This is a genomic window from Gordonia sp. CPCC 205515 (genome assembly GCF_048537925.1).
Taxonomy (GTDB): domain Bacteria; phylum Actinomycetota; class Actinomycetes; order Mycobacteriales; family Mycobacteriaceae; genus Gordonia.
Window position 1 is genome coordinate 90242 of the sequence record NZ_JBCLVJ010000003.1, and the last position, 20167, is coordinate 110408.

Genomic DNA, 20167 nt, shown 5'->3' on the forward strand with positions numbered 1-20167 from the left:
CTCTGATGCATGAACGCTCTGCGTCACGCCACCCCGATCACCGACCTGTTGTCTATTGTGCGCCCTGCGGCGACGTGACACCAATCCCACTCACCCCTTCTTCGAGGCTCGTTTGGATCGAGTCTTCGAGCCCGATGATGCCGCACCTTTGCCCCGCTTCGTACCGATCACAACCGTCGTCGGTACCTCCAGGAACTCCGCACCGCACTGCTGCACGGTGAGCTCGGAGATCCCGACACGACCGACCAGAACCTTGTCCCGGTCGATCTCCTCGCCCGCCGACGAGCCCTTGATGGCAACCATCCGACCACCCGGACGCACCAGGGGAGCGGACCACTTCGCCAACCGCTCGAGAGGCGCGACCGCCCGCGACGTCACCACGTCTGCAAGGCCAACTGCCTCACGGACAGCCTTCTCTTCGGCGCGCCCGCGGATCACCCGAACATCGAGGCGGAGCTCGTCGACAACACGGGAGAGGAACTCACTACGACGCAGCAGTGGCTCGATCAGCGTGATCGACAGGTCTGGCCGCGCAATGGCCACCGGGATGCCAGGCAAGCCCGCGCCACTACCGATATCGAAGACGGTCTCACCATCCGCCAGCACATCACCGATCACCGCGCAGTTCAGTAGGTGACGATCCCAGAGCCTTGGTATCTCCCGTGGACCGATGAGCCCCAAGACAACGCCGTCGGTCGCGAGCATCTGGTAGTACGCCTCCGCCAGTTCCAGCCGCCCGCCGAATACCTCCGCCGCGGACGACGGCGGGGGAGTGGGCTCGTCCTGCTCCGTCTCCGTTGGTTTCACGTGAAACATCCTCCCGTACTCGCTGTGTCGAATCGTTGGTTGAGACCACGAGTCGCTCCACATGTTTCACGTGAAACACGTGCCGCGATCACGTCGTCGACCAGAACTACATCCATGTGATTCTCTACCCCGGAAATGAGAAAGTCCCGGCCGCAGCCGGGACTTTCTCGACAACTTCTCTGCGGATCTCAGCCGGCCCGCAGGACCACCACGCGCCGCTTGGGTTCGGCACCTTCGCTCTCGCTGACCACTCCGTCGACCGCAGCCACGGCGTCGTGCACGATCTTCCGCTCGAACGGGGTCATCGGGTCAAGGGCCTCACGCACGCCGGACTCGCGCACCCGTTGGGCGACCTCCGAGCCCAGACGTGCCAGACGATCGCGACGGTCCGCACGCCACCGTGCGATATCCAGCATCAGCCGGCTACGTTCCCCGGTCGACTGTTGCACGGCCAGACGGGTCAGCTCCTGTAGAGCATCGAGCACCTCACCCTTGCGTCCGACGAGCTTCGTCAGATCGTCCCCGCCGTCGATGCTGACGACCGCACGATCACCGTCGACGTCCAGATCGATGTCGCCGTCGAAGTCGAGGACGTCGAGGAGTTGCTCGAGGTAGTCACCGGCGATCTCGCCCTCCTCGACCAGTCGCTCTTCCTCGTCCATCTCGTCTTCGTCGTCGTCATCGTCAGCCGACTCCGCGTCAGCCGACGCGGCATCCGACTTGGCAACATCGGACGCCGCACTACCGGACTCCACGACATCGGAATCGGCGACGACTTCCCCGCCGACAACCTCGTCGGCCGCACGTGCCGACTTGGTCACCGCCGGCGTATCCGCGGACTCGGTCACGGCCGCATCGGTCTCAGCAGCTGCTGCTTCATCGACTGCGGCGTCGGACTCCAACTCGCGGTCGTCGTGCGCTGTGGTCTCAGCTGTCATCTCGTATTCCACCTAACTGTGCTTGAACATCAACGTCTGTGGTGCGGAACCTCGGCGGTCTCCGCGCGAGGGGGTTACTGACGTCCGCCCGGACGTCCGCCCTTCTTGCGCCGTTTCGCCGACCCGCTGGGATTCTGTTTGTTACCCGCTGTCTTCGCCCCCGTCGGCTTCTGCCCGGGAGCCGGCTTCTTCGACGTCGTCGGCGACGTACCCGTCGTCGGGGTCGTACCGGTGGTCTCCGCGGCGGAACTCAGTGTGTCGCCGGCGTCGGCGGCGGGAGTGGACTTCTTGGGACGCAGCCAGCCCTGCACTGTCTGCAGGGGAGAGGACGACTTCTCGACTGTGGTGTGCTCTACCACCGCTGCGGTCTCGATCTCACTGTCGACGACCTCGTCGCCCGCATCCGTCTGCTTCGTGAGCTTGAGTTGATCGGGACGGGCACCCGGCTTGGGTGCGTTGGCCTTCTGCTTCTCCTGCTTGGCGAGCTTGGCCTCTTCCTCTTCCTTCGCAATGCGACCGAAGACGATGTGCTGCTGACCGTAGGTCCAGACGTTGTTGCTCACCCAGTACAGGAGGATCGCGACAGGGAAGAACGGGCCGGTCACCAAAATGCCCAGCGGGAAGATATAGAGCGCGAGCATGTTCATCATGCGCGTCTGCGGGTTCTCCAACGACTCTGCCGGCTGGCGAGCCACCGAGGCACGCGAGTTCATATGCGTCGCGATCGACGCGATGATCATGATCGGGATGACCACGATGATGATGTTGGCTCGCGTGAAGTCGATGTCGGCGAGATTGCCCGACGGGATGAACGCCTTCCATTGCTCGACCGGCTGGGTGATGAACGACGACAGCGGAACACCGAAGAACCGCGCGTCGAGGAAGCTCTGTACCTGTTCCACGCTGAAGAAGTAGTTGGGGACCTCACGCGTCTCCTCGGGCGACATCCCGAGTTGACCCATGCCGGTCGCCGTCCGGTTGAACGACCGGAGCACGTGGAACAAACCGATGAACACCGGGACCTGCAGCAGCATCGGCAGACAGCCCAGGAGCGGGTTGAAGCTGTGCTCCTTCTGGAGCTTCTGCATCTCCTCGGTCATCTTCACGCGATCTTTGGCGTACTTCTTACGGATCGCCTGCATCTGCGGGTTGATCTCTTGCATCTTCTTCGTGGTGCGGATCTGCTTCACGAAGGGCTTGTAGAGAATCGCGCGGAGCGTGAACACCAGGAACACCACCGACAGCGCCCAGGCGATGCCATTGCCGCCCGGCGTGTTCGGCGTGATGAAGTCGAACAACCAGTGCCAGACCCACATGATCCCGGAAACCGGGTAGTAGATGAAGTTGAGCACGAGTCAGTTACCCCTAAACTCTGTCGGTACTGCTGTGGGATGCAAGAGCTCCCGGAGCCCACGTTCGGGGACCGGGTCGTAACCGGGTTTGTGCCACGGTCCGCATTTGAGTAGCCGGACGATGGACAACACCCCGCCATACACAAAACCGTGGCGGCTCAAGGCCTCCACGGCATAGGCGGAGCAAGTCGGTTCAAATCGGCAGCTGGGCAACCGCATGGGGGACACCCACGTGCGGTACAGCTCGATCAGAAAGATGACGATGCGCCGGGGGAGTAGACGCAGCCAGGCGGCCGCGGAATCGGAACCGTTCATCGTGGTATCCGGACGCGATCGGCCGATCCGTCGACCAATGCGCGGACTCGACGATGACGCAGTGCGCCCGACAGTTGGTCGGCAAGATCCGTGCTGTCGACGGTTGCCGCGGACGGCCGGGCCCGGAGGACGACCATGACCTCGGTCCTGGGGAACTCCGGTAGCCGGGCGGCGAACGCCGCACGGAGCCGACGCGCCACCCGATGCCGGACCACCGCATTACCGACCGACTTGCTCACGATCAGTCCGAGCCAGGGCCCGCCGACGGTCACCAGATCGGTGACGGGTGCGACGTGGACCGTGAGGTCACGAGTGGACACCCGCACCCCGGTCTTCAGTGTGCGATTGAAGTCGGATCCGCGAGAGATCCGATGTACGGCAGCAACCATCGAATAACCAGCAACCGGCAGCGGGTGCAGAGCCCCCACTGCCGGTGACGACGCTGTCGACTCAGGCCGTGAGCTTTGCGCGGCCCTTGCTGCGACGGCCGTTGACGATGGCGCGACCGGCACGGGTGCGCATGCGCAGCCGGAATCCGTGGACACGTGCACGACGACGGTTGTTCGGCTGGAAAGTACGCTTTCCCTTGGCCATTGGTAACTCCTTCGAGTTCGAGCGTGACCCGCGCCGACTGCACGCGCGAACCACGACTGCTGGTGGGTCTACTTATCCGGGTTCGGTGCCGAACTCGTGTCGGACGTGGCATCTCGGCACACAACACCGAGATCACCCCGCAAATCCGAAACCTGGATGACCAGTCGAGAGTACTGAGTCGGCACGGGAGAATCAAACGAGCGCATGTCCATCACCGCCGGATGTGAGTTCTGCCACGTGAGGGGGCGTCGGCGGGTCCGCGGGCGTGGTCTGTACGGTCGAATCCGACGAATCGCATCGACGCTCTGGCCGCACTCTGTTAGCTTCACCCAGAGTCGATGACAGACGGTCCAATGGACCACTCCGGCCGACCGGACGATTACCGCACCCCCTAATCTGTACACAGCTGTGGACAAACCATGTGGACAACTCGGGGTGTTCCGGCCACCAGCGTCTGGAGGAGGAGGACACGCAACCGTGACGTCTGATCGAGATTCTTTCGGCGAGGTGTGGCAACGCGTCGTCGCCGAGCTCAACAATGACGCTGCGGCAGCCGACCACGAGCCCCTCACCCGTCAGCAGAAGGCGTGGCTGTCGCTGGTGCAGCCACTGACCCTGGCCGAGGGCTTTGCCCTGCTGACCGTGCCGACCCCGCTCGTGCAAGAGCAGATCGAGCGCAATCTGCGCGACACCATCCGATCGGTGCTCAGTCGCCATCTGGGACAGCCGGTCGATCTCGGGGTCCGGATCGCGACCCCTCCGGCCGACGAGCCGGTGCCCGAGCCGTCCGCGCCGATGCCGATCGACGACGCCCCTGCGGTGCCGTTCGTGCCGCCGAACCCGGTCGGCACCCCGGCCGACTTCGACGGACGGGGCACGACCACCCCGGGCTCCCCGGCCGCCGACTGGTCCACGTACTTCGCTGAGCGCCCCACCGCCGGACAGACGGCCTCGAGCGCCAACCTCAGCCCGAAGTACACCTTCGACACCTTCGTCATCGGTGCCTCCAACCGCTTCGCCCATGCCTCGGCGGTCGCTGTCGCCGAGGCCCCGGCCCGGGCGTACAACCCGTTGTTCATCTGGGGCGAGTCGGGCCTGGGCAAGACGCATCTGCTGCACGCGGCCGGCCACTATGCGCAGCGACTGTTCCCCGGGATGCGCGTGAAGTACGTGTCCACCGAGGAGTTCACCAACGACTTCATCAACTCGCTGCGCGATGACCGCCGCGTCGCGTTCAAGCGCCGCTACCGCGACGTCGACGTGCTCCTCGTCGACGACATCCAGTTCCTGATCGGCAAAGAAGGTATCCAGGAGGAGTTCTTCCATACCTTCAACACCCTGCACAACGCATCCAAGCAGATCGTCGTCTCCTCCGACCGACCACCGAAACAGCTTGCGACGCTGGAAGATCGGCTACGCACCCGGTTCGAGTGGGGCCTGATCACCGACGTCCAGCCGCCGGACCTGGAAACCCGCATCGCGATCCTGCGCAAGAAGGCCCAGATGGACAACATCGCGGTGCCCGACGATGTCCTCGAGCTGATCGCATCGAAGATCGAACGCAACATCCGCGAACTCGAGGGCGCGCTGATCCGGGTCACCGCCTTCGCGTCGCTGAACAACACCGAGCTCGACAAGTCGCTCGCCGAGGTCGTCCTGCAGGCCCTGCTGCCCAATTCCGGGACGCTGGAAGTCAGCGCCGCGAGCATCCTGGCGATCACCGCCGAATACTTCGACATCTCCGTCGAGGAGCTCCGCGGGCCGGGTAAGACGCGGTCCATCGCGCAGGCCCGACAGATCTCCATGTATCTGTGTCGCGAGCTCACCGATCTCTCGCTGCCGAAGATCGGCGAAACGTTCGATCGTGACCACACCACGGTCATGTACGCCGAGCGCAAGATCCGCAAGGAGATGGCCGAGCGACGCAAGGTCTATGACCACGTCCAGGAACTCACCGCGCGTATCAAACAGCGCGCCGTCTGATCGTCGACGCGTAACTCTCAACTCACACCGCAGGGTTTCTGCCACCCGGATCCACCGGATCCGGGCATTTACGCACCCATCGAGAAGTTCTCCACTGCTGTGGATAACCCTCGGGATAACGGTGAGTAACTTGTGCAGGTGACGTGGACAGGCGGCGAACGAATCACCAACTCCACACCACCTGGGTGGTTACCCGCGGAGAACTCCACTGCTCGTCCACACGGATCCATCCGCGTTGACCTGCCCAGACGACGTGTCATCCACAGATTCACAGTGCCTATTACCGTTATGAATTTCTCTTCAAGGGATCCTCTTGAAAAGAAGGCCTTGTGCACAGTGGAGCAAATCCCACGGACACGCCGAGGCGGTCGGTGCTTGTAGTTCCCCCCAACGGCCTCCCGTCTGGCACCCTCGTTCTATGGTGGGAATCCCCGCCGGACTCGACACCGGGTCGGCGTCGCGGGGCACCGGCAACACATCGAGCAGGACGAGAAGGGCAATCACCCAGCATGAAGTTTCGTGTCGCGCGTGACGAGTTCGCAGATTCCGTTGCCTGGGTGGCCCGAAGCCTGCCGGCACGCCCGCCGGTACCGGTCCTCGGTTGTGTGGTGCTGACCGCAGATGACAACGGACTCGAGGTCTCCGGATTCGACTACGAGGTCTCGGCCCAGGAATCGATCGCGGCCGAGGTCGCCGAGCCGGGCAAGGTGCTGGTCTCCGGCCGACTGCTCGCCGACATCACCCGCGCCCTGCCGAACAAACCGGTCGATGTGACCCTCGACGGGTCCCGGGTCGCCATCGCCTGTGGCAGCGCGAAGTTCTCCCTGCCGACGATGCCCGTCGAGGATTACCCCGAACTGCCCAAGCCGCCGATCGTCACCGGCACCATTCCCGCCGACCGGTTCGCCGAGGCGATCTCGCAGGTCGCGGTGGCCGCCGGCAGGGACGACACCCTGCCGATGCTCACGGGTGTGCGAGTCGAGATCGAGGGCAACCGGGTCGTGCTGGCCGCCACCGACCGGTTCCGGCTCGCGGTTCGCGAGCTGGAATGGGATCCGACGTCCGCCGACACCGCCGGCGCGGTGCTGGTCCCGGCCAAGACCTTGTCCGAGAGCGCCAAGACCGCGGGCGGCGAGAGCAGCGTGGAACTCGCCCTCGGCAACGGCACCGCCGTCGGTGGTGACGGGATCCTGGGGATCCTGGGACAGACCAAGCGCACCACGACCCGGCTGCTCGACGCCGAGTTCCCGAAGTTCCGCCAGTTGCTGCCGGCCAGCCACACCGCGGTCGCCACCATCGAGAGCGCACCGCTGATCGAGGCCATCAAGCGTGTCGCGCTGGTCGCCGAGCGCGGCGCCCAGGTCCGCATGGAGTTCAGCGAGGGATCCGTGCTGCTCACCGCGGGCGGCGACGAGGCAGGCAAGGCCGAGGAAGAGCTACCGGTGCAGTTCCAGGGTGAGCCGCTGACGATCGCGTTCAACCCCGGCTATCTGCAGGACGGGTTGTCGGCGATCGGTGCCGCCGCCGTCGATTTCGGCTTCACCACACCGAGCCGCCCCGCGGTGTTGCGGCCCTCGACCGGCGAAGAACCGGTCCCCGACGAGTCCGGTGCCTACGTCGCACCCAACAGCGCCTTCACCTACCTGCTGATGCCGGTTCGACTCCCGGGCTGATCACCGAAGCAAAGGATCTTCCCGTGCAACTCGGACTCGTGGGTTTGGGCAAGATGGGCGCCAACATGCGCACCCGGATCGCGCAGGCCGGCCATGAGGTGGTCGGTTACGATCCCCGACCCGACGTCACCGATGTGCCGACGCTGGCCGCGATGGTCGGTCGGCTCGACGGTCCCCGCGCCGTCTGGGTGATGGTGCCCTCGGGTGACCCGACCCGCACCACGATCGCGCAGCTCGCGGACCTCCTCGAGCCCGGCGACATCGTCGTCGACGGCGGGAACTCCCGCTACACCGACGACATGCCCAACGCAAAGCTGTTGGGTGACAACGGAATCGGCTATATCGATTGCGGTGTGTCCGGTGGGGTGTGGGGCCTGGACAACGGATACGGCCTGATGGTCGGTGGATCCGACGACGACGTCGCCCGCCTGATGCCGGTCTTCGACGCGCTGCGTCCGCCCGGGGAGCGTGCCGATGGATTCGTCCACGCCGGTCCGGTCGGCGCCGGCCATTACGCCAAGATGGTGCACAACGGCGTCGAGTACGGACTGATGCACGCCTACGGCGAAGGCTACGAATTGCTGTGTGCCGAGCCGTTGATCACCGACGTCGAGGGCACGCTGCGGGCCTGGACGCAGGGCACCGTCGTCCGGTCCTGGCTGCTCGACCTGCTCGTCCGGGCGCTGCAGGAGGATCCGGGTTTCACCGAGATCTCCGACTACACAACCGATTCCGGTGAGGGACGGTGGACCGTCGAGGAGGCGATCCGGCATTCGGTGCCGGCCAACGTCATCTCCGCTGCGCTGTTCGCCCGGTTCGCTTCGCGCCAGGACGGCTCACCCGCCCTGAAAGCCGTTTCGGCACTGCGTAATCAGTTCGGCGGACACGCGGTCACCAACTCCGAGGGGCGTTCGGTCGGGGAGTCCGGCGCGCCGCCCGCCGGCTGACGTGTTCGTCCGAGAACTGCAGCTCCGCGACTTCCGGTCCTGGCACGAGATGGACCTGACGCTGCGTCCAGAACCGACAATCTTCGTGGGGCGCAACGGTTTCGGCAAGACCAATCTGCTCGAGGCGGTCTTTTATCTGACAAATCTGCGCTCGCATCGGGTCAGTACCGACGCGCCGTTGGTGCACTCGGGCGCGACGGCCGCCACGGTCCTCGGCACTGTCGAGAACCTCGGCCGCGAACTCACCGTCCAGCTGCAGATCAACGCCGAGGGGGCCAACAAGGCCACCATCAACACCAGTCCCGCTCGGCGCGCCCGCGACATTCTCGGCATCCTGCGCGCAGTGATGTTCGCGCCGGAGGATCTGCTGCTGATCCGCGGGGATCCGTCGGATCGGCGTCGCTTCGTCGACGAACTCGTCGCGCAGAAGGGTCCGCGGTGGGCGGCTGCGCGATCGGACTACGACCGGGTGCTGCGGCAGAGGTCCGCACTGCTGAAGACCGCGGGTGCGGCACTGCGTCGTGGTGGATCCGAGGCCGACTCGGTGATCAGCACACTCGACGTGTGGGACGAGCAGCTCGCCGACCTCGGCGGGCAGGTCACCGCTGCGCGCATCGACGTGCTGGCCGAACTCGTACCGCACTTTTCCGGTGCCTACGGTGCCATCGCGCCGCATTCCCGCCCGGCCACCCTTGCCTATCGGGCCGCGGCCGGGCCCGAGGTGCTGCCCGCTTCGGACAGCCCGGCGTCCGCCGAGGACATCCGCGACATTCTGCTCGAGCGGCTGGCCGAATTGCGGTCCAAGGAGATCGACCGGGGCGTGAGCCTGGTGGGTCCGCACCGCGACGACATTGACATCATTCTTGGCAGTGATGTCGCGAAAGGCTTTGCCAGCCATGGTGAATCGTGGTCATTGGCGCTGTCGCTGCGCCTCGGATCCGTCGAACTCACCCGCGCCGAGGGTATCGAACCGGTGATCATGCTCGACGACGTCTTCGCCGAACTCGACGCGCAACGTCGGACCCAGCTGGCGGAGGTCACCGCATCGGCCGAACAACTGTTGATCACCGCCGCCGTGCCCGACGACATTCCGGACCGGATCGGCGGACGACGAGTCGGAGTCGACGTCGTGGAGGACAATGGCAGGCGGGCATCCGTCCTGCGGGATGTCCCGACCGGGGAGGAGTCGTCATGACCGATGAGTCGTTGCCACAACCCAAACCCGGTGAACCGCCGCTGACCGGCTACGAACTGGCTCGGCGTGCGCTCGAGGAAGCACGGGCTGCGGCTCGCGCCGCCGGGAAGTCCGTCGGCCAGGGTCGGTCGTCGCCGATCACGGGTTCGCGGCGCGGCGGCGGTACCCGTCGACGCTGGTCGGGTTCGGGTCCTGACTCCCGCGATCCGCAACCGCTGGGTCGGCTTGCCGGCGGCATCGCGAAGGACCGCGGGTGGGAACCACAGATCGGTCAGGGCACCCTCTTCGGCATGTGGGAGCAGATCGTCGGCACCGACATCGCTGCACATGCCAAACCAACACTGTTGCAGGACAACGTGTTACACGTCCAAGCCGAATCCACCGCGTGGGCCACCCAGTTGCGGTACATGCAGTCGACGATCCTGGCGAAGATCGCCGGCGCGATCGGCAACGGCATGGTGACCAGCCTGCGGATCACCGGACCGAAGGCGCCGTCGTGGCGGAAGGGTCCGCGTCATGTGCCCGGCCGCGGACCCCGCGACACCTACGGCTGAGGCGCTACCAGATTCTTCCGCGCAAAGCGAGTCTGTTGTCCCCAGGACGCCCTGATTGCTACCAATCCACAATCCGACCGGCCCTGAGCGGAAAAAATCGATCTGCGCGCGCGTTGGGGGTGCCGGATGGCCTTTTCTGTCTGGGTGAGGCAGTACACTGGTGACGTTGTCCCGTCCGGGGTGGACTCGGCCGGCTGAGAAGCCGGCGACGCAGAGCGATGAGCATCCGTGATGTCTTGCGGATGCGTTGCCGCGTGCGTAGAGGTCGCCGCCACGGTCGGGTGTCACCGAGACAGAACAGGAGCGGACCCACCTCGTGGCCGAGACGAACGACACCTCCGCAAAAAAGCCGGCGAAGAAAAAGCCGGGGGAGTACGGCGCAGAATCGATCAGCATCCTCGAAGGCCTCGAAGCGGTTCGCAAACGCCCGGGCATGTACATCGGGTCCACCGGTGAACGAGGTCTGCACCATCTGATCTGGGAGGTCGTCGACAACTCCGTCGACGAGGCGATGGCCGGGTACGCCAGCAAGGTCGACGTCACGCTCCTCGAGGACGGCGGCGTCCAGGTCGTCGACGACGGTCGTGGCATCCCCACCAGCATGCATGCGACCGGCGTGCCCACGGTCGAGGTCGTCATGACCCAGCTGCACGCCGGTGGCAAGTTCGACTCCGACGCGTATGCGGTCTCCGGTGGTCTGCACGGCGTGGGTATCTCCGTGGTGAACGCGCTGTCGACGAAGGTCGAACTCGAGATCGACTATGGCGGCCATCACTGGGAACAGACCTACGATTACGCCAAGCCCGGTTCGCTGCAGCAGGGCGATGCGACCCGCAAGACCGGCACCACCGTGCGCTTCTGGCCGGATCCGAAGATCTTCGAGACCACCATGTTCTCCGCGGAGACCGTGGCGCGGCGTCTGCAGGAGATGGCGTTCCTCAACAAGGGCCTGACCATCACCCTCACCGACAATCGGCGCTCGGATGAGGCGGCCGTCGCCGAGGCCGAGATGGACACCGAGGGCGCCGACACCGCCGAGGTCATCAAGTCCGAAGAGGAGCGCAAGGAACGGGTCGCCAAGGTCCGGACCCGGACCTATCACTATCCCGACGGCCTCGTCGACTACATCAAACACCTCAACCGCACCAAGAACCCGATCCATCAGTCGGTGGTCGGCTTCAACGCCAAGGGCACCGGCCACGAGGTCGAGATCGCCATGCAGTGGAATGCCGGCTATTCGGAGTCGGTCCACACCTTCGCCAACACCATCAACACCCACGAGGGCGGCACCCACGAAGAGGGGTTCCGTGCGGCGCTGACCAGCACCGTCAACAAGTACGCGCTGGACAAGAAGCTCCTCAAGGAGAAGGACGGCAAGCTCACCGGCGACGATATCCGCGAAGGTCTCGCGGCGGTCATCTCGGTGAAGGTCTCCGACCCTCAGTTCGAAGGTCAGACGAAGACCAAACTCGGCAACACCGAGGTCAAGAGCTTCGTGCAGAAGACCTGCAACGAGCACCTCGCGCACTGGTTCGAGTCCAATCCCGCCGAGGCGAAGATCATCGTCAAGAAGGCCGTCGACTCCTCGCAGGCCCGCATGGCCGCGCGCAAGGCGCGAGAACTGGTGCGGCGCAAGACCGCAACCGACATCGGCGGACTGCCTGGCAAGCTCGCCGACTGCCGCAGCAACGACCCCACCAAGTGTGAGGTCTACATCGTGGAGGGCGACTCCGCAGGCGGTTCGGCCAAGTCCGGCCGTGACTCGATGTACCAGGCGATCCTGCCGTTGCGCGGCAAGATCATCAACGTCGAGAAGGCCCGCATCGACCGGGTGCTCAAGAACGCCGAAGTGCAGTCCATCATCACCGCTTTCGGTACCGGCATCCACGACGAGTTCGACCTCGCCAAACTGCGCTACCACAAGATCGTGTTGATGGCCGACGCCGACGTTGACGGACAACACATTTCGACGCTGCTGCTGACGCTGCTGTTCCGCTTCATGCGGCCACTTATCGAGCACGGCCACGTCTATCTCGCGCAACCGCCGCTCTACAAACTGAAGTGGCAGAAGCGCGAACCCGAGTTCGCCTACTCCGACCGCGAACGCGACGGACTGCTCGAGGCCGGGCGCGGTGCGGGCTGGAAGATCAACACCGACGACGGCATCCAGCGCTACAAGGGTCTCGGCGAGATGAACGCCAAGGAACTGTGGGAGACCACCATGGACCCCGAGGTCCGCGTCCTGCGGCAGGTCACCCTCGACGACGCGGCCGCCGCCGACGAACTCTTCTCCATCCTGATGGGCGAAGATGTCGCCGCGCGCCGCAGTTTCATCGCCCGCAACGCCAAAGACGTTCGCTTCCTTGATGTCTGAGCCACTTTCCGCTGGTCGAGACCCACTTTCGTTACTAGAGAAGGTCACTGATGACTGACACCACCCTGCCGCCCGCCGGCGGTGAAGGCGATCGCATCGAACCGGTCGATCTCGGCCAGGAGATGCAGAACAGCTACATCGACTACGCGATGAGCGTCATCGTCGGTCGTGCACTGCCGGAGGTACGCGACGGCCTCAAGCCGGTACACCGCCGCCTGCTCTACGCGTCCTACGACGCCGGCTTCCGGCCCGACCGCAGCTACGTGAAATCGGCGAAACCCGTTGCCGAGACGATGGGTAACTACCATCCGCACGGCGACACCGCGATCTACGACGCGCTGGTGCGCCTCGCGCAGCCGTGGTCGATGCGCTATCCGCTGATCGACGGACAGGGCAACTTCGGTTCCCGAGGCAACGACGGTGCTGCCGCCATGCGATACACCGAGGCCCGACTGACCCCGCTGGCGATGGAGATGCTGCGCGACATCGACGAGGAGACAGTCGATTTCACGCCGAACTACGACGGCAAGACCAATGAGCCCACCGTGCTGCCGGCGCGCATCCCGAACCTGCTGATCAACGGATCCGGCGGTATCGCGGTCGGTATGGCCACCAACATTCCGCCGCATAACCTGAATGAGGTTGCCGACGCGGTCTTTTGGGCGTTGGCCAACCCGGATGCGGACGAAGAGGCCACCCTGGCCGCGTGCATGGAAGCGATCAAGGGCCCGGACTTCCCGACCGCCGGACTGATCGTCGGTAGCCAGGGCATCAAGGATGCCTACATGACCGGCCGCGGCAGCATCCGCATGCGCAGCGTCGTCGACATCGAGGAGAACAAAGGCACCACCACCCTGGTCGTCACCGAGTTGCCGTATCAGGTCAACCCGGACAACCTGATCCAGTCGATCGCCGAACAGGTCAACGAAGGAAAGCTCAAGGGCATCAGCCGAATCGAGGATCAGTCCTCGGATCGTGTCGGTATGCGCATCGTCGTCACCCTGCGCCGCGACGCGGTCGCCAAGGTGGTGCTCAACAACCTCTACAAGCACAGTCAGCTGCAGACCAGCTTCGGCGCCAACATGCTGTCCATCGTCGACGGCGTACCGCGCACCCTGCGGCTCGATCAGATGATCCGTTACTACGTCGCCCATCAGATCGACGTCATCGTCCGGCGCACCCGCTACCGGTTGCGCAAGGCCGAGGAGCGCGCACACATCCTGCGCGGTCTGGTGAAAGCCCTTGACGCCCTGGACGAAGTGATCGCCCTGATCCGCGCATCGGCGAACACCGAGGCCGCGCGTACCGGCTTGATGGATTTGCTCGACATCGACGAGATCCAGGCCGACGCCATCCTGGCGATGCAGCTGCGTCGCCTGTCGGCGTTGGAGCGACAGAAGATCGTCGACGAGTTGGCCGAGATCGAACTCGAGATCGCGGACTACAAGGACATTCTTGCTCGCCCGGAACGTCAGCGCGATATCGTTCGTGACGAGTTGAAGGTCGTCGTCGACAAGTACGGTGACGAACGGCGCACCAAGATCATCGCCGCCGACGGAGACGTGAGTGACGAGGATCTCATCGCCCGCGAGGACGTCGTCGTGACGATCACCGAGACCGGGTACGCCAAGCGCACCAAGACCGACCTGTATCGCAGTCAGCGTCGCGGCGGCAAGGGTGTGCAGGGGGCCGGCCTGAAGCAGGACGACATCGTCGCCCACTTCTTCGTGTGCTCGACGCACGACTGGATCCTGTTCTTCACCACCAAGGGTCGCGTCTACCGGGCCAAGGCCTACGAGTTGCCCGAGGCCAACCGCACCGCCCGTGGGCAGCACGTCGCCAACCTGCTGGCCTTCCAGCCGGAAGAGCGGATCGCGCAGGTCATCCAGATCCAGACCTACCAGGACGCACCGTATCTCGTGCTCGCCACCCGGAACGGTCTGGTGAAGAAGTCCAAGCTCGAGGACTTCGACTCCAACCGCTCCGGCGGTATCGCCGCGATCAACCTGCGCGGCGAGGACGAACTCGTCGGCGCCCAATTGTGTTCTGCCGACGACGATCTGCTGCTCGTATCCCAGCAGGGTCAGTCGATCCGCTTCCATGCCGACGACGAGGCGCTGCGCCCGATGGGCCGCCAGACGTCCGGCGTACAGGGCATGCGGTTCAACGCCGACGACACGTTGTTGAGTCTCAACGTCGTCGTCGAGGGCACGTACCTGTTGGTGGCCACCTCCGGTGGTTATGCCAAGCGGACCGGCATGGAGGACTACCCGGTACAGGGCCGTGGCGGCAAGGGTGTGCTGACGATCGCCCATGATCGTCGACGTGGCGAGCTGATCGGAGCGCTCATCGTCGACGACGAGACCGAGCTCTACGCCATCACCTCCGGCGGCGGTGTCATCCGCACCGCGGCCAAGCAGGTGCGCAAGGCAGGCCGGATGACCAAGGGCGTACGACTGATGGATCTGGGCGACGGCACCACGCTCCTGGCCATTGCCCGCAATGCCGACGAACCGGACGAGGAGGCCGACGGCTCGTAGGGCGCCCGCAAGTGCTCCCGAGGTCGGCGGGTGGTAGCCGCTAGGCTGGTGCGTTAGAAGGTCGTCGACTGAGGGATTGCCTGTGAGTTCACCGAACACGCCCGAGAACAAGAAGCCGACAAACGGAGACGTCGGACCTGGTTCCGGACCGGGTATGCCTGGACCCGGTAAGGGTGGTCTGGTGCCGCCGTGGCAGCGGGGTCAGACCGACACCGGACCCGGCTCCGGCGTGCCGAACGGGACTGCGCGGGCGGCCGGACCGCCGCCCCGCGGCATCGTGAGCGCGACCGCCGAGGCGAGCATGACCGGCCAGCAGGCGCCTGTCACGAAGCTCGACGACCCTCGGTCGGCCGTCGCGGGCGCCCGCAAAGGTGGTACCGCGACGGTCGCCGAGTTGGCGGAGGAGAAGTTCGTCGAGTCGCCCACCCGGCACATCGACCGCGACGATCTGCCGGCCGAGAAGTTGCCGAACCTCGACGCCATCCACCACGTCGAAGACACCCCGACCAAGGCATCGAAAACGCCTCGGTCGGCGCCGGCCGAGGTCGGTGTGACGCGCGCGCTGCGCGCCGCGGTGCAGATCCGCCGGATCGACCCCTGGGCGACGTTCAAGATCGCCGCAGTGCTCTCGGTGGTCGGGTTCCTCATCTGGATGATCTCGATCGCCGTGCTGTACCTGATTCTCGACGGCATGGGTGTGTGGGATCAGGTCAACAGTTCGTTCGGCACCCTGGTGACCGCCGACGGGTCGAGCAGTGAGGGCGACATCATCGGCGCCGGCACGGTCTTCGGCTACGCCGCGCTGCTGGGCGCGATCAATGCGATTCTGCTCACTGCGTTGGCGACCATCGGTGCCTACATCTACAACCTGTGCGCCGACCTGATCGGCGGTGCCGAGGTCACTCTCGCCGACCTCGACTGACAGCGCTCTGACCAGTACAAACGGGTGATCCGGACAAGTTCCGGATCACCCGTTTTGGTCATTACGGGGTGCGTCCGGTAATCTCACTCCTCGGTTCAAGGGCCTATAGCTCAGGCGGTTAGAGCGCTTCGCTGATAACGAAGAGGTCGGAGGTTCAAGTCCTCCTAGGCCCACCATGACGAGGGTGTCTCACCCCGTCACGGGGCCTTAGCTCAGTTGGTAGAGCGCTGCCTTTGCAAGGCAGATGTCAGGAGTTCGAATCTCCTAGGCTCCACAATTCAGTTTCTCTTGTCGATTCTCCAGCTGGACGAGCCTCGACCGTCTTTCCGGCGGGTCGAAGCCCCCCGCGCCGAAATCCGAAGCCAGTTTTACAGCCGACGTCGTAGACGTTCCGCTGAACGCGACCAGCTCATGGGCCATGCTGGGCGGTCGACCCAGTCCGCTACAGTCTTCGAGGCAGCTGTGGTGAAACGACTTTGGGGGTTTGGGTGCAGAAAATAGGGGCGGCAGTAATAACGGTTCTTGTCGGTGCCTTGACATGGATGGGGACCGGCTCGGCGTCAGCCGACAAGCCACTCCCCGGGTGGTTCCAGTACACGGACACCATCAGCACATACGGCGACCACGACTTCTGTCACGGTGCTGTGAACATGAAGATGTCAACGCCCAAGCGGGGCACCGTCCGGATGACACTGACCTCGTTGGGTTTCACCGGCAACAATCCAGGTTGGAAACGCAAGCCCAAATGCGCATTCTTGGTGGGCGTCATCCAAGACGGACCAGGCCTGGTGGTGTCGCGTGAGCACTTCTACCGAGTTGCATTCGGGCCACGGCGTGGGGAGCGTGCCGTTCATGATCTGAAGATCAATGGGACCGGTCCAGCGACGTTATCGATCACGACGTATTCAGTGAATTCACCAGTGCGGGCACCCCAAAGTTACGGCGCGCGTTTTTGGACAGTCATACCGTGAATTGGAAGTCCCCCAGCACGACCTGATCGGCCCGACTACGGAGGTTGATTGAGATGTGCAACAGAATCGGCGGTGGGCTAAGCTGCAGCCGACGGAGTCGGGGGATGAAGTGACCTATGAGTTCACGGGTCGTCGTGGTGACGACCGGCAAATGCATCGGAGGCTGTCGCCGTGAGCAGTTCCGGCGGCGGCACCAGCCGCTGGTACGACGACATCCCCCCGTGGCCGGCCACCGACTCAACCCCCGCACAGCACCTGGCGCGCGAGCTTGTGGGCGCCAGGGTCGGAGTCGCCGTCCAACCCCGGCCTGCCCAGCCCAGGGATCCGGTACCGCCCGTCGAAGAACGGCCATCCGACGACCAACCCCGCGACGGCGACTACGTCAGCCAAGATCCCAATACGGACTGGGAGTCGTTTCTCACCGCCGAAGCCGCCCGTTCGAAGCAGAAATTCGAACCTGACGAAGCGGAACGGACAGGATTCGCCCGTCTGTGGCATGACAAGCGAGGCATCGTCCTCGGCGCGGCAGCCGCGATACTGCTGGTTCTGGTCGGAGCGACGTTTGCGCTTGTCCAGTTTGCCGGCGGCGGTGAAACCGAGGTGTCGACGGCTGAGGGGTCGACCACGACATTGACCGACGCGTCGCCGTCGCAATCCGATGCGGCATCCGCCTGTCCGTCGACGTCGAGTGGTGGCCTGACCACGGGCAACGACGCCGGTGATCAACTGTCGGGTCCCGGAGTCATCAAGGCGTTCAATCATGCCTACTACGTGGATCGTTCGGCACAGAAGGCCACCGCAATGGCCGTGCCGAACGCGGTCGCCAAGGCGAGTGTCATGCAGCAGTACATCGATCAGCGCGCACCCGGCACCACCCACTGTCTGTCGATCGTCAACCGCGGCAACAACACCTACGGTGTCAGTCTCACCGAGAAGCAGCCCGGGAAACCCGATGTGGTCTTCCAACAGACCATCGAGGTGGTCGAAACCAACGGCAAATACCTGATCGCGTCCATCAAGGCGGACGAGTAACTGCTGTCGCACAACATCATTCAGCTCTACTGAAGCCAAAGTTCATTCGAGAGGGGAAATAGCACACATGGGGGCTCACTCGATGCCGCGCCGATCACGGTTCGCGGGCGGTTCGTCGACGGTGAAAACGACGATGACATCGGCTGCGTTGGTCGCATCCATCGCCAGTGGCATCGGTACCGGTGCGGCGCTCGCCGCACCGGAGCAGGGTGGCACCAATCCCAACGACTCGGCACCTCAGCAGGGTGGTACGAGTCCGAGTGACCAAGCGCCGCAACAGGGTGGAACGTCACCCCAGCAGGGGGGAACCACACCGACCCCGCAGCAGGTCGAACCTGCCTACGTGCCCGGCCCGGGCACCATCCCGGCGCCACCGCAGGAAGCCCCGTATCAGCCGTACACCCCGCAGCAGGCGGAGCCGAACTACCAGACCGTCTACAACCCGTTGCCCGACGAACCTCTGTCTGCACCGAAACGCGTTGCGCCGGTTCGCCCCATTGCACCGCCGCCGAACAAGCTGCGCGTCGGCAACTACGTTTCTGAGCGACCGTCCTACCTCAGCAAGAGTGACGTGAACTCGATCAACGCGTGGTCGGCGTACGGTGAGGCCAAGATTGCACAGAGCTTGATTTCGATTGGCGTGCCGCAGGATAAGGCCAGCCGACAGGCCGCGTCCACCATCATCGGCGTGATGACCGGCGGCACCGCGGGCGCTGTCGCGCTTGGCATTCCGTCGGCAGTGGTAGGGGCTGTCGCGGGAGCAGGCGTTGGTGCGGTCGTTGGTGCTGGCGTGGGTGCAGTTGTTGGTGCCGTATCAGCATCTTCCACGGGGGTTGGGGCGGTAGGTGCGCCACAGGCCGCGATGATCGCGGCCGGTCCCGGCGCCCTCATCGGCGCAGGCGTCGGTGCGGTGGCCGGCGCTGCCGCAGCAGGCGCTGCGGGCGGCGCGGTCGGTGCGGCCATCGGCGGCACTATCGGCGGTGTCGGCGCCTACACGCTCGGCGCCGGCGATCCCGGCAAGGACCCTCGCGCTCCGTGGCTGGGCAACGACGCCAAGCCGCAAACCCCGAAACCGCAGAAGCAGACCCCCACCGGGCCGAACCAGTTCCGCGCCACTCTCCCTGCAGATCAGGCCAAGAAGTCCGGTCTGCCGGCCGTCGACTACGTCGTCAACGCTCGCGGCGACGTACATGCGGAGGCTCAAATCAACGGCCAGACCGTGGCCGTCAACTGGGACGTCGACCGCGCGATGGCGCCGTACAGGCTCCTCGGTCCAGCGGGCGACCAGTTGGATCAGACGGTTCGGCAGGCGACCAAGCAGGCGACCGGCGATCTGCAGAACTCCAATCCCGATGTCGACGTGACCTGGGGTGAATCCACCGCACGGTGACTGGTGTCGACTTCTCTTCCATCAAAGACTGCAGAATTTGGAGTGGCAATGATGCGACGATTGGGCCTGGGCGTGCTCGCCCTAGCAGCAACCGCTGGATTCATCCCGGCCGGCGCGGGGCAGGCGGCAGCGGACACTCAGTTGCCGAGGCTGACCGTGTACAGCGAAACGATCGGCACATTCGGCGATCACGACTTCTGTCGCGGCGCGATCAAACTCGGTTACACGGTGCCCACGGGTAAACGGGGTGTGGTCCGGATGACGTTCACCTCGCACGGATTCATTGGTAACGGAGCGGGTTGGCGGCGCAATCCGACCTGCCGGGCGTTGCTGATCGTGTCGACCGCGAGCGCTACGGCGATCAACAAAGAAACCTACGTTCCGATCGCCTTCGGTTCTCGCCCTGGTCAGCGCATCACCCGGGATATCGTCACCGGTTCCGGTCCGGTCAACATCGGTGTGAATGCGTACGCATTGAACACCGTTGTCCGCACACCGCAGGGCCAGGGAGTTGGCGCCATGGCCCTCGTTCCCTGACGGTGACAGAATTGCTCGGCTTCGGCGCACGAAGCCGCACCCA

The 20167-nt window shown here is 64.7% G+C and carries 17 protein-coding genes and 2 tRNA genes; 13 read left to right on the top strand and 6 right to left on the bottom strand.

The annotated features are described in order from the left end of the window. Positions 1 to 90 precede the first annotated feature (90 nt). The 6 genes from rsmG to rpmH all read right to left on the bottom strand — a co-directional run bounded on the left by rsmG (position 91) and on the right by rpmH (position 4006). Positions 91 to 816, bottom strand: a complete 726-nt coding sequence (gene rsmG / locus AAFP30_RS04930; protein WP_419228751.1) for a 16S rRNA (guanine(527)-N(7))-methyltransferase RsmG — start codon at positions 814 to 816, stop codon at positions 91 to 93. A 179-nt stretch (positions 817 to 995) separates the two neighbouring features. Beyond that, a complete protein-coding gene (locus tag AAFP30_RS04935; protein ID WP_419228752.1) occupies positions 996 to 1745 on the bottom strand; it encodes a protein jag in 750 nt (249 codons plus the stop codon). Between the two features lie 74 nt (positions 1746 to 1819). Further along, entirely contained in the window at positions 1820 to 3097 is a 1278-nt protein-coding gene (gene yidC / locus AAFP30_RS04940) for a membrane protein insertase YidC (RefSeq protein WP_419228753.1), read from the bottom strand. 3 nt (positions 3098 to 3100) lie between these two features. Then, positions 3101 to 3412: a membrane protein insertion efficiency factor YidD gene (yidD, locus tag AAFP30_RS04945; RefSeq protein WP_419228754.1), complete on the bottom strand. Its 312-nt coding sequence runs from the start codon at positions 3410 to 3412 to the stop codon at positions 3101 to 3103. Then, entirely contained in the window at positions 3409 to 3801 is a 393-nt protein-coding gene (gene rnpA, locus AAFP30_RS04950) for a ribonuclease P protein component (RefSeq protein ID WP_419228755.1), read from the bottom strand. Before rnpA ends, yidD begins: the two co-directional genes overlap by 4 nt. A gap of 61 nt (positions 3802 to 3862) precedes the next feature. Continuing rightward, positions 3863 to 4006 carry a 50S ribosomal protein L34 gene (gene rpmH, locus AAFP30_RS04955; protein WP_006337454.1) on the bottom strand — a complete coding sequence of 48 codons (144 nt, stop codon included), beginning with the start codon at positions 4004 to 4006 and terminating at the stop codon, positions 3863 to 3865. A gap of 477 nt (positions 4007 to 4483) precedes the next feature. Between rpmH and dnaA the strand changes: the two genes are divergently transcribed. The 13 genes from dnaA to AAFP30_RS05020 all read left to right on the top strand — a co-directional run bounded on the left by dnaA (position 4484) and on the right by AAFP30_RS05020 (position 20124). Then, positions 4484 to 5989, top strand: coding sequence for a chromosomal replication initiator protein DnaA (gene dnaA, locus AAFP30_RS04960; protein ID WP_419228756.1), 1506 nt, complete (start codon positions 4484 to 4486; stop codon positions 5987 to 5989). A gap of 509 nt (positions 5990 to 6498) precedes the next feature. Beyond that, positions 6499 to 7662, top strand: a complete 1164-nt coding sequence (dnaN, locus tag AAFP30_RS04965; protein WP_419228757.1) for a DNA polymerase III subunit beta — start codon at positions 6499 to 6501, stop codon at positions 7660 to 7662. Between the two features lie 23 nt (positions 7663 to 7685). Then, positions 7686 to 8609, top strand: coding sequence for a phosphogluconate dehydrogenase (NAD(+)-dependent, decarboxylating) (gnd, locus tag AAFP30_RS04970; RefSeq protein ID WP_419228758.1), 924 nt, complete (start codon positions 7686 to 7688; stop codon positions 8607 to 8609). A 1-nt stretch (position 8610) separates the two neighbouring features. Further along, positions 8611 to 9804, top strand: coding sequence for a DNA replication/repair protein RecF (recF, locus tag AAFP30_RS04975; protein WP_419228759.1), 1194 nt, complete (start codon positions 8611 to 8613; stop codon positions 9802 to 9804). Next, positions 9801 to 10358: a DUF721 family protein gene (locus AAFP30_RS04980; protein ID WP_419228760.1), complete on the top strand. Its 558-nt coding sequence runs from the start codon at positions 9801 to 9803 to the stop codon at positions 10356 to 10358. The genes recF and AAFP30_RS04980 overlap by 4 nt, the downstream gene beginning before the upstream one ends. Before the next feature lie 316 nt (positions 10359 to 10674). Continuing rightward, entirely contained in the window at positions 10675 to 12732 is a 2058-nt protein-coding gene (gene gyrB / locus AAFP30_RS04985; protein ID WP_419228761.1) for a DNA topoisomerase (ATP-hydrolyzing) subunit B, read from the top strand. 50 nt (positions 12733 to 12782) lie between these two features. Beyond that, positions 12783 to 15272: a DNA gyrase subunit A gene (gene gyrA, locus AAFP30_RS04990; RefSeq protein WP_419228762.1), complete on the top strand. Its 2490-nt coding sequence runs from the start codon at positions 12783 to 12785 to the stop codon at positions 15270 to 15272. An 82-nt stretch (positions 15273 to 15354) separates the two neighbouring features. Then, on the top strand, positions 15355 to 16194 hold the full coding sequence (locus tag AAFP30_RS04995; RefSeq protein WP_419228763.1) for a DUF3566 domain-containing protein: 840 nt from the start codon (positions 15355 to 15357) through the stop codon (positions 16192 to 16194). Positions 16195 to 16293: 99 nt separating this feature from the next. Next, positions 16294 to 16370 (top strand) — tRNA-Ile (locus AAFP30_RS05000). Positions 16371 to 16395: 25 nt separating this feature from the next. Continuing rightward, positions 16396 to 16468, top strand: a tRNA-Ala gene (locus tag AAFP30_RS05005). 868 nt (positions 16469 to 17336) lie between these two features. Further along, a complete protein-coding gene (locus AAFP30_RS05010; RefSeq protein ID WP_419228764.1) occupies positions 17337 to 18197 on the top strand; it encodes a hypothetical protein in 861 nt (286 codons plus the stop codon). A 133-nt stretch (positions 18198 to 18330) separates the two neighbouring features. Continuing rightward, entirely contained in the window at positions 18331 to 19587 is a 1257-nt protein-coding gene (locus tag AAFP30_RS05015) for a hypothetical protein (protein WP_419228765.1), read from the top strand. Positions 19588 to 19635: 48 nt separating this feature from the next. After that, positions 19636 to 20124: an enoyl-CoA hydratase gene (locus tag AAFP30_RS05020; protein WP_419228766.1), complete on the top strand. Its 489-nt coding sequence runs from the start codon at positions 19636 to 19638 to the stop codon at positions 20122 to 20124. The last annotated feature ends 43 nt before the right edge of the window (positions 20125 to 20167 follow it).